Here is a 14,823-nt window from a genome sequence, read left to right on the forward strand (position 1 = left end):
CGAGAACGAGCCACCGCGATGATCTGCATACTGATCTGCGTCGGCGGACCGATCCGCGTGAGCGGCCTCAGCGGACCGATCCGTGTGTTGAGGGGCGGCGTGGCCGTCGCGTGTCGTCGCGCGACCGCCACACCGCCCGCTCGGTCCGGGTCCGGCGGGGCCGTACCGAACACCTCGCTAGGCCGTGCCTACCACTTCTGGCCGGCCTGCTGCTTCGTCGTGACGTTGAGGCGGTTGAACAGATTGCTGACGGAGATGTGCAGCACGAGCGCCGCGAGCTCCTGCTCGTTGAAGTGCTTGGCGGCCTCGTTCCACACCGCGTCCGGGACCGGGTCCTCGCGGTCGTTCAGCCGCGTGACGTGCTCGGTGAGCGACAGCGCGGCCCGCTCGGAGTCGGTGAAGAAGGGGGTCTCCCGCCACGCGCCGACGGAGAAGATCTTCTCGTCGCTCTCGCCCGCCTTGCGCGCCTGGCCGGACGCCGACTCCACACAGGGGCTGCAGCCATTGATCTGGCTCGCGCGCAGGTGGCTCAGCGCGAGCAGGCCCGCCGGGACGCCGCCCGCGTAGGTGGCCTTGTACAGGCCCTGGATGGCCTGCATCGCGTCGGGGAGGACCATCGCCGGGTTCTGCATCCGTGCTTCCATGACTGCTCTCCTTCAGAGATCTACTGCGATCTTTCAGCGGTGACGCCGGCTCGATCCCATCGGTCGGGATCCCGCGTCACTGGTCTGACGGGTCCCGGCGAAGGAGTGTGACCGAGGGAGAAGAAGAATTTTTCGGGCGATCTTCGGAGCGTACGACGAAGCGGCCCCGCCGGGTGTCAGGTGCCCGGCGGGGCCGCACGTCACGCGCTGATCAGTCGATCAGGACCAGTCGATCAGGACCAACCGATCGGGACCGGTCGATCAGGACCGGCCGATCGGAACTACTCCGTGATCTTGAGCAGCTGACCCTCGGTGCCGACCGAGTTGTTGGTCACGTAGAACTCGTTGTTCGGGCCGACGGCCAGGCCGGTGGAGAACGACAGCTTGCCGTCGGTCGGGATCTCGGTGACCGCCTTGGTCTTGATGTCGATCCGGTTCAGCTTGCCCGGCAGCGGCGGGCCCTGCTGCTGGAAGCCGGCGGTCAGCGACACGGCGATCAGGTTGCCGTTCTTGTCCGCGGCCAGGTCGGTCACCGCGGTCAGACCGCTGGCGAAGACCTCCGCGCGGTGGCCCGGCACGATCCGCCAGATGCGCGAGCCGCCCTGACGCAGACCGCCCATGTCGGAGATGTAGAACGCGCCGTCTGCGCCCTTGACGATGCCGCTGGGCACCGACTGCACCTTGACCGTGCCGTCGGCCGCGACCGACTTGGTCTGCGGGGCGAGCGACTCCAGGGCCTTCTTCTCCTTGGCCGACGGGGCCGCGGCGGCGCCCGGCGCCGGGAGCTCGTTGTCCGGGAAGATCGCCTCGGTCGTGGTGCGGCCGCCGAAGCCGACGCCGATCAGGTCGTTGGCGCCGGCGTCCGTGACCAGGAAGCCGCGGCCGTTGCGGGCGAAGCGCCAGGGGTTGCTGTGGATGGACGCCTCTTCCCCGTTGGCCGGGTGGCCGAGGATCCAGTCCGGGTCCAGCAGCGTCTCGTGCTTGACCGGGTCGCCGACGACCCAGCCGCTCGCCGTCTGGAGCGTGCCGAGCTTGGCCGCGTCCGCGCCGAGCTTGGCGCGGTCGTCCGTACCGCCGCCGAAGCCGTTGAGGACGAGGTAACCCGACCCGTTGGCCTCCACGTCGTTCGGACCGGCGGCCGAGATCGGCTCGTACGGGGTCTTCGGGGCCACGGCGGAGGACGGCAGGCCCGTGACCACGCGGCCCTGCTGGGTGCCCTTGACACGGTAGACGGAACCGGTCAGCCCGACGCAGTGGGTGCCCGGCGCGCAGCCCGGCTTGCCCACGCCCGACTCGGCGACCAGGATCGTCCCGTCCGCCTGGACGGAGAGGCCGCGGGGGTTGTTGAGCTTGCTCGCGATGACCTCGACGTTGGCAGTGGCACCCGCGGTGGTACCGGCAGCGGCCTTCGCCTCCTTCGGCGAGGCCTGTGCCGGGCCGGGGATCAGCGTGACGGCCAGGGTGCCCACCGCCGCCGCTGCCACGAAGGCCCCACTCCAAGACCTGCGTATTCTCGACATGTCTCTCCCTCATCATGGCGTGCCCCCGTCATTGGGAGCCGACTCAACCGGCGCCACGATAGACGCTTCTACCTCAACCGTCCTGTATTCCCCGGTAAGTTGTAAGCCCTGTCCGACTGCGCCCCAGCCGCAGTTGCACACTTGATTCGCACTAGGAATTCACTGGTGCCGAACTCGCGCCGAATTTCGGCCAACTCGGGGCGGGTTCTTGCGCGTTGAGTGGTTGTTCGCCGCCGGGCTCGGCTCTAGAGTCTGCCGGGCGACGCCCATAGTTTCCGGTATCCCGGTAATTGAGACTCTTGCATACCGCTGCGCAACCCGCCCACGGAGGATACGTATGCCCCCAATTCCGCCCGCCCGAGTCGTCCGCATCGTCGAAGGGGTGCGCGCGCGGGTGCAGCGCCTCGCCCAGCTGATGGTGCCCGCGCCGATCGCCGTCCTCGAACTGGCCCAGGGCGCCTGGGTGTCCCAGGCGATCTACGTGGCGGCCGAGCTGAAGATCGCCGACCAGCTCGCCGACGGCCCGCTGTCCTCGGAGGAGATCGCCCGGCGGATCGAGGCCGACCCGGACGCGGTCCACCGGCTGCTGCGCGCCCTCGCCGGCTACAAGATATTCAGCGAGCAGAGCGACGGCCGGTTCAAGCTGACGCCCATGGCCGACGCGCTGCGCACCGGCACGCCGATGTCGATGCGCGACATGGCCCTGTTGACAGGCCACCCCGCGAGCTGGGAGGACTGGGGTGGGCTCATCCACACCGTGCGCACCGGCCAGCCGAGCCTCGAGAAGAACCGCGGCATGCACGCGTACGAGTACCTGGGCCAGAACCCGGAATTCGCGGAGATCTTCCTCAACGGCATGGGCACGCTCTCGAATATGGAGACCGAGCCCATTCTCGCCGCGTACGACTTCTCCAAGTACAAGACGCTCGTCGACGTCTTCGGCGGCCGCGGCGGTCTGCTGTCCGCGATCCTGAAGAAGACGCCCCAGTCGAAGGGCATCCTCTTCGATTCCCGGGCGGACGAGCTCGGCGCCGACGCGTTTCTCACGGAAGAGGGCGTGGTCGACCGGGTCGAGATCGACAAGGGCGATCTCTTCGGTCCGCTGCCGGCCGGTGCGGACGCCTATCTGCTGAAGCACATTCTGCATGAATGGCCGGAACCGAAGGCGCTGGAGATCCTCAAGAACGCCCGTGAGGCAATCAGCCCCGACGGCCGGCTGCTCGTCATGGAATTCGTGCCTCCGGAGGGCAACGCGGCGCACCCCGCCAAGCTCGTCGACCTGTGGCTGATGATCCTGGTCGGCGGCAAGGAGCGCACCGCCCGCCAGTACTCGGAGATCCTGCGCGCCACCGGCTTCCAGCTGGACCGCATCGTGCAGACCGCCGCGGGCGTCTCGATCGTCGAGGCGCGCCCGGTCTGACCCGGCCCCACCTCACGTACGCGTACGAAGAAGCTCCTGGCGGAACGATCCGCCAGGAGCTTCTTCGTGCACGGAAGCTTCTTCGTGCACGGGCTTCTTCGTACAACAGGTGCAACGGGGAACTACTCCAGCCCCGCCAGCCTCAGCAGCAGCCCCTTCACCTCGGTGGCCTCCACCTCGTCGCCCACCGCGTCCGGAGCCGAGCACAGCAGCAGCGGCCCGTCCTGCGGGTCGTCGGGCAGCCGTCCGTGGCTGCCCCGCACCGGCGAGGGGTCCAGCGGCACGACCGCCATCCGGTAGCGCATCCCCAGCTTCTTTCGCGCCAGCGCCTTCGCGGCCTTGACCTTCACATACGGGTCGAGCGGGTCCATGAACAGCTCGACCGGGTCGTAGCCGGGCTTGCGGTGGATCTCGACGAGCTGGGCGAAGTCGGGGGCGCGGTCGTCGTCGAGCCAGTAGTAGTACGTGAACCAGGCGTCCGGCTCCGCGACCGCGACCAGTTCGCCCGACCGCGGGTGGTCGAGGCCGAAGCTCTTCTTGCCCTCGTCGTCGAGGAGTTGGTCGATGCCCGCCACGTCCGCGAGGGCCTCGCGGGTGGCGTCCAGGTCCTCGGGCCTGCGGACGTAGATGTGCGCGAGCTGGTGGTCGGCCACCGCGAAGGCGCGGGACGCCATCGGGTCCAGGTACTCCATGCCATCCTGGGTGTGGACTTCGAGCAGCCCGGCGCGGCGCAGGGCGCGGTTGATGTCCACGGGCCGGCTGACGCGCGTGATGCCGTACTCCGACAGGGCCACGACCGTGCGGCCCCCCGCCTCCGCGTCGTCGAGCAGCGGCGCCACGGCCGCGTCCAGGTCGGCGGCCGCCTTGTAGGAGCGCGGGTCGTCGGGCCCGTACCGCTGCAAGTCGTAGTCCAGGTGCGGCAGATAGCACAGCGCCAGGTCGGGGGTGCGGGTCGCCAGGATGTGGCGGGTCGCGTCGACGATCCACTGGGAGGAGACGATGTTCGCGCCGGGTCCCCAGAAGTTGAATAGGGGGAACGTGCCGAACTTGTCGTGGAGTTCGTCGTGGAGCGCCGGGGGCCGGGTGTAGCAGTCGGGCTCCTTGCGGCCGTCGGCGTAGTAGACCGGACGGGGGGTGACCGTGATGTCGGTGTCCGCGCCCATCGCGTACCACCAGCAGATGTTCGCGACCGTGTAGCCCGGGTGGGCGCGGCGGGCCGCGTCCCACAGCTTGTCGCCCTCGACCAGGCCGTTGTGCTGGCGCCACAGGAGGACGTCGCCCAGGTCGCGGAAGTACCAGCCGTTGCCGACGATGCCGTGCTCGGCGGGGAGCGTGCCGGTGAGGAAGGTGGACTGGGCGGCGCAGGTCACGGCCGGGAGCACCGTGCCGAGCCGGGCCTGGGAGCCGGAGCCCGCGAGCGCCTTGAGCCGGGGCATGTGCTCAAGGAGCTTGGGGGTCAGCCCGACGACGTCCAGGACGAGGAGCGGGGTGGGGGCGTCGGTCATGGCAGTTCCTTGAGGCCGAGGTCGGTCAACAGGTCCCGGGCGAGAGCGAGTTCGGCGGCGATGCCGTCGGCGAGCCGGTCCCGGTCGCGCGGGCGCAGCTCGGCGGGCAGGGCCTGCCAGGTGTACGTCTCGACCTCCAGGTGGCGGGTGCGCGCGACCGGGCCGCCGACCAGGCCCGCCAGGGCCTCGCGCAGCACGGGCAGCGTGGAGGTCAGCGGCGCCGCGGGCCGTGCGTGCAGCGGTACGTGGAAGTGCGCGCGCCAGGGCGCGGTGTCCGGCAGGGCCTGTCCCGCCAGGGCCTCGTCGAGGTCGTCGGTGCCGAGGAGCCCGGCGCCGTGCCTGGTGCGGGTCTGGTGCAGGAAGCGCGGCTCGGCGAACTCGGCGAGCGCGGCGCGGACTTCGGGCCTGCCCGGCTCCTCGGCGTGCAGCGCGGCCGACAGCTGGACCTTGGGGATCGCGATCCCGGCGGCGTGCAGCGCGTCGAGCGCCTGGGCCGGGTCCTCGAAGGAGGTGGCCAGATGGCAGGTGTCGACGCAGATGCCGATGCGCGGCGAGCCGATCGCGGTGAGCGGGGCGATCGCGTCGGCGGTGGTCTCGACCGTGCAGCCGGGCTCCGGCTCCAGGCCGATGCGGATCGACTTCCCGGTCTCCTCCTCCAGGGCGTCAAGGCGCGCCGCCAGTGTGGTGAGCGCGGTGTGCGCGGTCGCGGCCGCGGCGGCGTCGAAGCCGGTGCGCCAGGCGAGCGGCAGGGTGGAGATGGTGCCCTCGGTGACGTCGTCGGGGAGCAGCGCGGCGAGCAGCCGGGCCAGGTCGGCGGTGTACTCCAGGCGTTCCGGATCGGTCCAGTCCGGCTTGTAGACGCGGTACTTGACCTCCTCGGCGCCGAAGCCGTCGTACGGGAAGCCGTTGAGGGTGACGACCTCCAGGCCGCGTCCGTCGAGCTCGGCGCGCAGCCCGCGCAACGCGGCCGCGTCGGCGCTCAGCTCCTCGGCCGCGCCCCGGGCCAGCCACAGGCCGATGCCGAGCCGGTCGGTGCCCAGGCGCCGGCGCACCGGCTCGCAGTGGTCGCGCAGCTGGGCGAGGACGCCGTCGAGGGTCTCGGCGGGGTGGACGTTGGTGCAGTACGCGAGGTGGACCGTGGAGCCGTCGGGGTGGCGCAGTCGCATGGGCTCACTCGCCGCCGCGGAGGATGGAGTTGCCCTCGTGCAGGGCCTCCGGCGCGGTCAGGTCGAGGTCCAGGCGGCCGCTCAGCCCGTAGAAGGCGACCGGGTTGCGCCACAGCACCAGGTCCACCGCGTCGTCGTCGAACCCGGCCTTCAGCATGGCGTCGGCGACCTTGCGGGTCTTCAGCGGATCGCTCTTGCCCCAGTCCGCGGCCGAGTTGACCAGCACCTTCTCCGGGCCGTACTCGTCGAGGATCGCGACCATCCGGTCCTCGTCCATCTTGGTGTCCGGATAGACCGAGAAGCCGAGCCAGGCGCCGCTGTCCTTGGCCTCCTTGACGGTCGTCTCGTTGAGGTGGTCGAGCAGCACCCGGTCGGGGGCGAGCGCCGACTCGCGTACGACGTCGATCGTGCGGCGCAGACCGGTGAGCTTGTCGCGGTGCGGGGTGTGCACCATCGCGGGCAGGCCGTGTTCGGCGGCGAGCTGGAGCTGGACGGCGAGCGCGTGGTCCTCGGCGGGCGTCATCGAGTCGTAGCCGGTCTCGCCGACCGCCACCACGCCGTCCTTGACCAGATAGCGCGGCAGCTCGTCGAGGACGGGCGTACAGCGCGGGTCGTTCGCCTCCTTGGGGTTGAGGGCGATCGTGCAGTGGTGGGCTATGCCGTACTGCGCGGCCCGGAACGGCTCCCAGCCAAGCAGCGCGTCGAAGTAGTCGAAGAAGCTCGCGGGCGAGGTACGGGGCTGGCCCAGCCAGAACGCGGGCTCGACGACCGCGCGCACGCCCGCCGCGTACATGGCCTCGTAGTCGTCGGTGGTGCGGGACGTCATGTGGATGTGCGGGTCGAAGATACGCATGCTCAGGACTCCTCGGCCCCGGTGAGGGCCAGTACGCGGTGCAGGTCGTCGGGGACGGGGCGGGCGGCGGCGGTACGTTCCTTCGCGTAGTCGCCGAGCATCCGGGCGAGTTCCGTGTCGCCGTGGGCGCGCTCCCGCAAGGAGGCGACGGCGTCCACGGAGACGCCGGTGAACAGGCACTTCAGTACGGCGTGCCGCCAGGCGTGCGGGTCCAGGTGGGCCGCGGCGTAGGGGCCGACGGCGGCGGCCACCAGGCGGATGTCGTTGGCGCGCAGCGCGTCCTCGACGAGCGGCACCCCGGCCGCCGGGTCGAGGCCGAGGTCCGGCAGCGCGAGGAGGACGGCGCGGCGCTCGGCGGCGGTGCCCTGCTGGTAGATCCGGGTCGCGGTGGGCGCGTCCACGCGGGCGGTGCACAGCATCAGGACGCGTGCTTCATCGACGGCGCCGGCGCCGAGGTGGCGGCCCGCCGAGGCGAACCGCAGCTCCCAGGGGGCGGTGCCGTACCCGGCGGACGGGCGGGCGGCCGTGCGCGCCGCCTCGGCGAGCGCCTCGTCGAGCCAGGCACGGGCGGCGCCGTCCAAGCGGGCGTCGAGTTCCGCACGGGATATCACGGCTGGGCTCCCTTCAGGGGCGAGGCGGCACCCGCGGTCAGCGGGCGCAGGAACTCCATGGAACGGCGGGCCTGTTCGGGGCCCGCGTGGGAGTGGCGGGGCAGCTCGACGACGGTCAGGCCGCGGTAGCCGGTGGCGGCGAGCGCCTCCAGGACCGGCGGGAAGTCGATCTCGCCGTCCCCGAACGGCAGGTGTTCGTGCACCCCGCGCCGCATGTCCTCGATCTGGACGTGCCGCAGCCAGGGTGCGGCGGCGCGCACGCACTCCGCGGGCGACTGCGGCTCCAGGCACTGGCAGTGCCCGATGTCCAGCGTGAGCCCCAGCGGTTCCGGGTCGCCCAGTTGCTCGCGCAGCCGGTGGAAGTCGGCGAGGGTGGCGAGGAGGTGGCCGGGCTCGGGCTCGATCGCGAGCGGAACACCGGCGTCCGCGGCCGCGTCGAGGACCGGGGCGAGGGCCTCCCCCAGCAGCTTCCAGGCGGTGTCCTCGTCGGTGCCGTCGGGCGTGACGCCGCTGAAGCAGTGCACGGCGTGCGCGCCGAGGTCGGCGGCGACGCGGACGGCCGTGACGAGCAGTGCGGTGCGGCGGGCGCGGGCGTCGGGGTCCGGGTCGAGGAGGGACGGGCCGTGCTTGCGCCTGGGGTCGAGTACGTACCGGGCACCCGTCTCCACGGTCACGCCGAGGCCGAGCTCGCCGAGCCGCTGGGCCACGCGGCGGGTGCGGGCGGGGAGTTCGGGGGCGAGCGGGTCCAGGTGCATGTGGTCGAGGGTCAGCCCCACGCCCTCGTAGCCGAGGTCCGCGAGGAGCCCCAGGGCGTCGTCGAGGCGGAGGTCGGTGAGGCCGTTGGTGCCGTAGCCGAGGCGGAGGCGCGGGTCATGGGTGCTCATGTGGGGCTCACCTTGCGTGCGAGCTTGCGGGCTACGGGGATGAGGGTGGTCAGGGCGGCGGCGGTACGGAGGGATCCTGAGCGGGCCGCCAGGGCCGCCTGGAGCGGGATCATGGCTTTGATGCCGCCGCCGACTGCCCGTTGGGTGAGGGGGGGTGAGGGGTTCAGGGCGGCGTGGAAGTAGGGCTTGGCGGCCGTCGCTATGTAGGTTGCGGCGAGGCCCGCTCGGGCCAAGTCGCGTGGAGCTACTGGGGCTCCGCCCCAGACCCGTGTTCGGCTGCGGGCCGTGGGTGGGTTGTGCCCACCCGTTCCGCCCCAGCGGAACGACTGCCCACAACGTACGGGGCGGTCGGTGACGGCACCCGGCAACGGGGTACGGCCAGCAGCCAGTGCGCCCAGGGCCGTGGTCAGTCCCAGCGCCGCCAGCGGGGCCCCTGCCGAACCCCCCTGCGTCTCGTTTCGGGACACCGTTGTCACCGCGTATGTGTGCGCGCCCAGGGCCGTCGCCGGGAGCAAGGACGGCTTCGCGACCTTGCCGGTCGTGGCCGTTGCGCCCAGGAGGAGGTCCAGGGAGCGGGCCGCGGCCATCGCGGCCGGGCCCGCCGCCGTGTGCTTCAGGCGCAGGTCGTACGCCCACACCGTGCCCGCGAGCGCCGTCGCCACCAGGCCCGCCGGGCGGCCCGCGCGGTACGCGAGCGCCAGGCCCGCGCCGGTGAGTCCGGCCGCCGCCGCCAGGGCCGCCGCAGGCCTGACGCGGCCGGACGGGATCGGGCGGTGCGGGCGGTCGACGGCGTCCTCCTCGCGGTCCGCCCAGTCGTTCAGGGCCATCCCCGCCTCGTACAGGCAGAGGGAGGAGCCCACCGCGAGCGCGGTGCGCCGGTTGGGGCGCAGCCCGGCGGACGCCGCCCCCGCGAGGGCGTCGCCGGGAACGGTGAACAGGGCCGAGATACGCAGGAGTTCGGCCCAGTCGCGCAGCACCGGCTTCACCGGGCCTCCCGCAGCCGCTCGGCGAACGACAGCAGGGCCCCGTACTGCTCGGCCAGCGCCGAGGAGCCGCCGTCCGGGTCCTTGAAGTAGAAGCCCAGCTCGGGGCGGGAGCCGGTCAGTCCGGCCTCGTGGGCGCGGGCGGTCAGGCGGGCCAGGTCGAGGACGAGCGGCGCGGCGAGCGCCGAGTCGCAGCCCTGCCAGATGGTCTGGAGCACCATCCGCGAGCCGAGGAAGCCCTCGAAGACGATGTGGTCCCAGGCGGTCTTCCAGTCGCCGAGCGCCGGAACGTCGTCGATGTGCACCTCGCCCTCGGGCAGCGTGCCGAGGGTGTCCTCCAGGACGCGGTTCTTGCCCGCGTTCTTGGCCGCCGCGGCCGCCGGGTCGGCGAGCGACGCCCCGTCCCCGCCGCCGAGCAGATTGCTGCCGGACCACGCCCGTACGGCCAGGGCGCGCTGGCGGAACATCGGGGCGAGCACCGCGCGGAGCAGGGTCTGGCCGGTCTTGCCGTCGCGGCCCGCGTACGGGACGCCGGCCGCGGCGGCCGCGGCCTCCAGGTCCGGGTGGCGCAGGCCGGTCGACGGCGTGAAGTTGACGTACGCGCATCCGGCACGCAGCGCGGCCGCCGCGTACAGCGAGGAGGCGGGCAGCCGGGTGTCGCCCTCGGCGGGCGCGGGCTCGGTCGAGGAGACGTTGACGACAACGGTGCGGGCCACGCCCGTGCGGCGGGCGAAGTCGGTGATGTCGGCCGCGAACGCGGCGATCAGCTCCTCGTCGTCGCGGGTGTCGCCGGGCAGCGGGCCGCCCATGCGTATCTCCTCGTCGGCGGCGGCGAGTTCGGCGCGCACGGCCGCGGGCAGCCCGTGCGGGAGGACTCCCCCGGCGGCCAGCTCCTCGGCCCGCTTGGGCAGCGGGCTGCTGGCCACGTCGTGGCCGCCGAAGACGAAGGACGACAGGTCGGGAAGTCCGGTCCCGGCGAAGTCGGGGGTCTCGGTGACCATGCCGGTGGCAGGCTGGAGCCCGGCGGCGACGGCGGCGCATCCGGCGACCGCCGTGGTGGCGACGGAGCCGCGGGCTCCGATGAACCAGACCCCCGTCCGGGAGCCGTTGTCGCGGGTATCTGCGTAAGGGGACACGGACAGCCTCCTGGTTACGTCAGCGCGTTGAAGCCTTTCCAACCTGACGGGAGTGGCGGCTGGTTGGGCAGCTGTTCGAACGTATCGATGATCCGCCGGTCGGCGGACGGATGCGGGTGTGCCGCAGTTGCACGGGCGAACGGGCGGAGTGCTGGCGCGGGCGGTGGGCCCGCGACCAGCACTCCTGCCGCGTCGCTCTTCACTCGTGCGCGGTGTTCAGCGCTCACCGGCGCTGTCACGGCCGGCGCCCGGCCGATTCACTCGGCCCGCTGCTGGAGCTGCTCGGCAAGGGTCTGCCAGGCGGCCGCGCAGCTGCGCGCGAGGTCGGCGACCTCGGGCGCCCAGTGACCGGGCAGACCGCGGCCGAGGGTCTCCATGCCCTCGCCGTCCACCGTGTAGTGGTGGAGCCAGCGCAGGGTGCGCCGGCCCGCCTCGTTGAGCCGCAGCGAGGGGTCCTCGCTCAGCTTGGCGAGCAGCTTCTGCCGGTCGACGGACACCTCCCGCCGCTCGCTGCGGGCGCTCACCGCACGCTGCGTCTGCCGGGGCACCACGGGCGCGCCCGACGCCGCGCTCTGGCCCGCGGCCGCGCGGTAGCGGCCCGGCACGGGGTCCTCGCCCCGGTCGATGCGCTGGCGCACGTCCCGCACGGTGGCCGGGGAGAGGCCGGTCGCCCTGGCCACCTCGCGCAGCCCCGCGTTGGGCCGCTCGTGGATCATCGCGGCGGCCTGCTGGCGGCGGTATCCGCTGTCCAGCGGGCGCAGGCGGCCGTCGCGGCCCAGGCGCGCGTTCGACTGCGGAGCGTCCGCCGAGGAGCGGGACCGGATCCGGGAAATGGTCTTGTCGGAGAGGCCGACGGCGGCGGCGACCGCCCGGTCCGACCACTGCGGATGGGTCATGATGATGCGCGCGGCGGCCACCGAGCGGTCGGACCGCGACAGCGGCAGACCGTGGGTGACGTTGGCCTTGACCGCGAGGACGTACGCGGCGCCCTCGTCACAGTCGACCATCCGCGCCTGGATGGTCGTACGGCCGTTGAGGAGCGCGGCGCGCACCCGGTGGGTGCCGTCGATGACGCGCATCGACGGGCGGTGGACGGTGATCGGCGGCAGCGAGTCGCCGGCTTCGGCGAGCACGCGCACGTGGTCCTCGTCCGCCCCGCCGAGACGGGGCGAGTCCTCGAAGACCAGGGAGTCGATGCGTACTTCACCGGCGGGATGCGACTCGATCCAGACCATGGAGGTCACGACCTCGTCGAGGTCCGCCGCGTGGATCTTCAGTAACTGATCGTCAATCGATTGCTCGGCCAGACTCACTTTGCGCCCCCTCGCAATGAATCGGAACCGGAATCCACTTCCGGTGTGCGAAATGAAAGGCGACCGGCGAAGCCTTGTCAACCACCCTGGAGCCGGTTCGCGAGGCCCCGATTCCCTTGTGGGACAAGGCTGTTCACGCGCGCGCGAGCGCCCCGCAGGGCAGCCCGAAGGGCCCCCGGAGCGGCGCGAACCGCACTGCTGTACGAGGGCAAACGTCGGGCCGTCGGAGCGGAAGTTCAGGTTCCGTCAAGCACGGACAACCTTCTGTACCGTCGAAGGTGAACAGTCGAGGGGATCGGCCCACCGAGCGGGTCCGGATGTTCGGTAACCGTCAGAGGAGGGGCCGGAATCACACATTCCGCCCGGCTGATCGGCTTCGCACTCGTGATGCTCCCGGGGCCGCCACCCTCCCCCGGGGTAACCGGTGGTCGACCTTCCGGTGCGGGACGGTGGGGCAACTCCGATCCGGTGGCGTGAAGTTGGCCGGTTTGTTGGCCGAGAACAGACCCGGAACCCGTCACACCGGCGTGACGGGCCCCGGGCCTGCGTGGCGTCAGTCGACGCAGATGCCGTCGACCGCGACCTTCTCGTACAGATGGGGCGAGACGGTGCACCCCTGCGGGTAGCCCTCACCGCCCGGGTGGAAGTCGGGGTTGCTGTGCGCCGCCGCCAGATGGGCGGCGGACTGCCAGACCGCGACGTTCACCAGGATCCGGCTGCCGGCGATGCCCCGGTGCATCTGGGTGGAGATGAAGCCGGGCTGCCGCGTGAAGTATGCGGCGTCCTCGCGCCAGAGCGCCAGGAACTCCTCGGCCTTGCCCTCCGGGACGGTGAAGGTGTTGACGAGCACGACCGGGCCCGTCTGCTCCTGGAGTTGCCGTGTATAAGGAGTGGTCTCGTCGGCCTCCACGAATTCGATCACGGGACCTCCTGCGGGTCGGACGGGACGGGCGGGACCTCGGTCAGCGGGGCGAGCCGAACCAGCGCGCGAGCGCGTCGAGCAGTTCGCCGCCGTCCGGAGAGACCCAGGCGACGTGTCCGTCGGGACGGATGAGGACGGCGTCCGGCGCCGTCCCCTCGGCCGTGTCCGCCGGAACCCAGCCGTCCGGGACGATGTCCACCCGGTCCGACCAGCTCGCGTCGGTGACGATGTCGATCCGGTCGGACCAGCCGGCGGCGAGCCGGGCCGGCTCGGTGCTGCCGTCCGCGACGACGAGCACCCCGCGCGCCGGGTGTAACAGCTCGGACACCCGGGTGGTGGAGCCGTCCCCGAGCTTGACCTCGCGGTCGGGCATGCGCAGCCCGAGCAGCGGGTGGCCGACGGCGCCGCCCATGTCGTAGCGGATGCCGAGCCCGCTGACGTGCCCGGCGAGCCGCCGCGCCGCGTCGGGCGACTGCACCAGCTCGCGCATCACCTGGCGCATCGGCTCCATCTCGTCGCCGGTGAGATAGAGGGAGGCCTGGGCGAGGGTGTTGCGCAGCAACTTCTCGCCCACCGGGTGCCGTTCGGCCTGGTAGGTGTCGAGCAGGCCCTCGGGCGCCCAGCCCTTGACGGTGGCGGCCAGCTTCCAGCCGAGGTTCACCGCGTCCTGCACGCCGACGCTCAGCCCCTGGGCGCCGGCCGGGATGTGGATGTGGGTGGAGTCGCCGGAGAGCAGGACCCGGCCGCGCCGGTACTCGGCCGCCTGGCGCGTGGCGTTGGTGAACGCGCTGACCCACTTCGTCTCGGCGCCGTGCAGCGACTGCCCGGTGAGCTCCTGCCAGGAGTCCGCGATCTCGCTGAACGTCAACGTGCTGTTGTCGCGGGGAGTGAGCTTCGCCGGATGGATGATGATCCGGGTCACCCCCTCCTCCAGACGGATCGCCATCACCATGCCGCCGTCGACCCGCTCGCCGATGACGCGCGGCTTGATGTCGGGGCGGTCGACGACGTCGGCCACGTACATGCCCCGGGTGGCCTCGCGTCCGGGGAACTCGATGCCCGCCAGCTTGCGGATCCTGGAGCGCCCGCCGTCACAGCCCACCAGGTACTGGGCGGCGTGCTCGGCACGGCCGTCCGGCCCCTCCACCACCACCGTGATGTCGTCGGACCCTTCCCGGTAGTCGACCACCTCGTAGCCGCGGCGCACGTCCACGCCGAGGTCGGTGACCCATGCCTCCAGGATCTCCTCGATGCGGTACTGGGGCACTCCGCGGATGCCGAAGTGGTTGTCCTCCAGGGCGGTGAAGTCGATGCGCACGCCACCGAAGTGGCCCTCGTTGCCGATCTCGATGTCACCGAAACGAGCCAGCAGTCCCCGTTGGTGGAACACCTCGGCGGCGCGCCGGGTGAAGCCCACCCCGCGCGACTCGCCGCTCGGAGTGGCTCTCTGCTCGTAGACAACGACGTCGACGCCGTTCAGCCGAAGTTCGCCGGCCAGCATCAGCCCGACCGGTCCGGCACCGGCAATGATCACGCCAGTTCCCATTTTTCGCCCTCCTGGATGAGATATGCGAGATCGAATTCAGTACTTCGGGAATCAACTCGCAACGCCTCTCGATGCCGCTCAAGCGGCCTATCGAGCCCAAAAACGGAGCGTTGAATGTGATCATGCTCAGCGGCTCAGGAAAATACCTTTCGGGCCGCCGAAGAAGTCTGCAACTCGTCGATCAGGGGCGTCAAGGGGAATGAGTCCTGCTGTTTTTCATGATCTTTTTCAGGAACGCAGCCCAGCCACTTAGGGAAGCCTTATTGAAATATCCACCACACCCTTCCCGGTGATCCTTTTCCGCCCTCCGGAAAGGATCA

General features: G+C 71.5%; 13 protein-coding genes. 1 reads left to right on the forward strand and 12 read right to left on the reverse strand.

The features are described 5' to 3' along the window. Positions 1–188 precede the first annotated feature (188 nt). Entirely contained in the window at positions 189–644 is a 456-nt protein-coding gene (locus tag QIY60_RS03545; RefSeq protein WP_283141091.1) for a carboxymuconolactone decarboxylase family protein, read from the reverse strand. Between the two features lie 281 nt (positions 645–925). Continuing rightward, positions 926–2,128: a ScyD/ScyE family protein gene (locus QIY60_RS03550; RefSeq protein WP_283141092.1), complete on the reverse strand. Its 1,203-nt coding sequence runs from the start codon at positions 2,126–2,128 to the stop codon at positions 926–928. A 373-nt stretch (positions 2,129–2,501) separates the two neighbouring features. On the opposite strand from QIY60_RS03550, the gene QIY60_RS03555 reads away from it, so the two are divergent. Then, entirely contained in the window at positions 2,502–3,584 is a 1,083-nt protein-coding gene (locus QIY60_RS03555) for a methyltransferase (RefSeq protein WP_283141093.1), read from the forward strand. A gap of 122 nt (positions 3,585–3,706) precedes the next feature. Here QIY60_RS03555 and QIY60_RS03560 read toward each other — a convergent pair whose 3' ends face one another. The 10 genes from QIY60_RS03560 to QIY60_RS03605 all read right to left on the reverse strand — a co-directional run bounded on the left by QIY60_RS03560 (position 3,707) and on the right by QIY60_RS03605 (position 14,503). Further along, on the reverse strand, positions 3,707–5,089 hold the full coding sequence (locus QIY60_RS03560; protein WP_283141094.1) for a nucleotide pyrophosphatase/phosphodiesterase family protein: 1,383 nt from the start codon (positions 5,087–5,089) through the stop codon (positions 3,707–3,709). Then, complete coding sequence (gene eboE / locus QIY60_RS03565) at positions 5,086–6,255, reverse strand: metabolite traffic protein EboE (protein ID WP_283141095.1); 1,170 nt, start codon at positions 6,253–6,255, stop codon at positions 5,086–5,088. Before eboE ends, QIY60_RS03560 begins: the two co-directional genes overlap by 4 nt. 4 nt (positions 6,256–6,259) lie before the next feature. Further along, positions 6,260–7,108: a TatD family hydrolase gene (locus QIY60_RS03570; protein ID WP_283141096.1), complete on the reverse strand. Its 849-nt coding sequence runs from the start codon at positions 7,106–7,108 to the stop codon at positions 6,260–6,262. 2 nt (positions 7,109–7,110) lie between these two features. Beyond that, positions 7,111–7,719 (reverse strand): EboA domain-containing protein, encoded by a 609-nt coding sequence (locus tag QIY60_RS03575; protein ID WP_283141097.1) that lies wholly within the window; start codon positions 7,717–7,719, stop codon positions 7,111–7,113. Continuing rightward, positions 7,716–8,603: a sugar phosphate isomerase/epimerase family protein gene (locus tag QIY60_RS03580; protein ID WP_283141098.1), complete on the reverse strand. Its 888-nt coding sequence runs from the start codon at positions 8,601–8,603 to the stop codon at positions 7,716–7,718. The genes QIY60_RS03575 and QIY60_RS03580 overlap by 4 nt, the downstream gene beginning before the upstream one ends. Beyond that, positions 8,600–9,589, reverse strand: coding sequence for an SCO3242 family prenyltransferase (locus tag QIY60_RS03585; RefSeq protein WP_283141099.1), 990 nt, complete (start codon positions 9,587–9,589; stop codon positions 8,600–8,602). Before QIY60_RS03585 ends, QIY60_RS03580 begins: the two co-directional genes overlap by 4 nt. Beyond that, entirely contained in the window at positions 9,586–10,728 is a 1,143-nt protein-coding gene (locus tag QIY60_RS03590) for an inositol-3-phosphate synthase (protein ID WP_283145803.1), read from the reverse strand. The genes QIY60_RS03585 and QIY60_RS03590 overlap by 4 nt, the downstream gene beginning before the upstream one ends. A 251-nt stretch (positions 10,729–10,979) precedes the next feature. Beyond that, on the reverse strand, positions 10,980–12,035 hold the full coding sequence (locus QIY60_RS03595) for a ParB/RepB/Spo0J family partition protein (protein WP_283141100.1): 1,056 nt from the start codon (positions 12,033–12,035) through the stop codon (positions 10,980–10,982). A 553-nt stretch (positions 12,036–12,588) separates the two neighbouring features. Then, a complete protein-coding gene (locus QIY60_RS03600; protein WP_283141101.1) occupies positions 12,589–12,957 on the reverse strand; it encodes an antibiotic biosynthesis monooxygenase family protein in 369 nt (122 codons plus the stop codon). A gap of 40 nt (positions 12,958–12,997) precedes the next feature. After that, positions 12,998–14,503: an FAD-dependent monooxygenase gene (locus QIY60_RS03605; RefSeq protein ID WP_283141102.1), complete on the reverse strand. Its 1,506-nt coding sequence runs from the start codon at positions 14,501–14,503 to the stop codon at positions 12,998–13,000. Positions 14,504–14,823 lie beyond the last annotated feature (320 nt).

The sequence above is a fragment of the Streptomyces sp. BPTC-684 genome (assembly GCF_030028635.1).
Classification (GTDB): Bacteria; Actinomycetota; Actinomycetes; order Streptomycetales; family Streptomycetaceae; genus Streptomyces; species Streptomyces noboritoensis.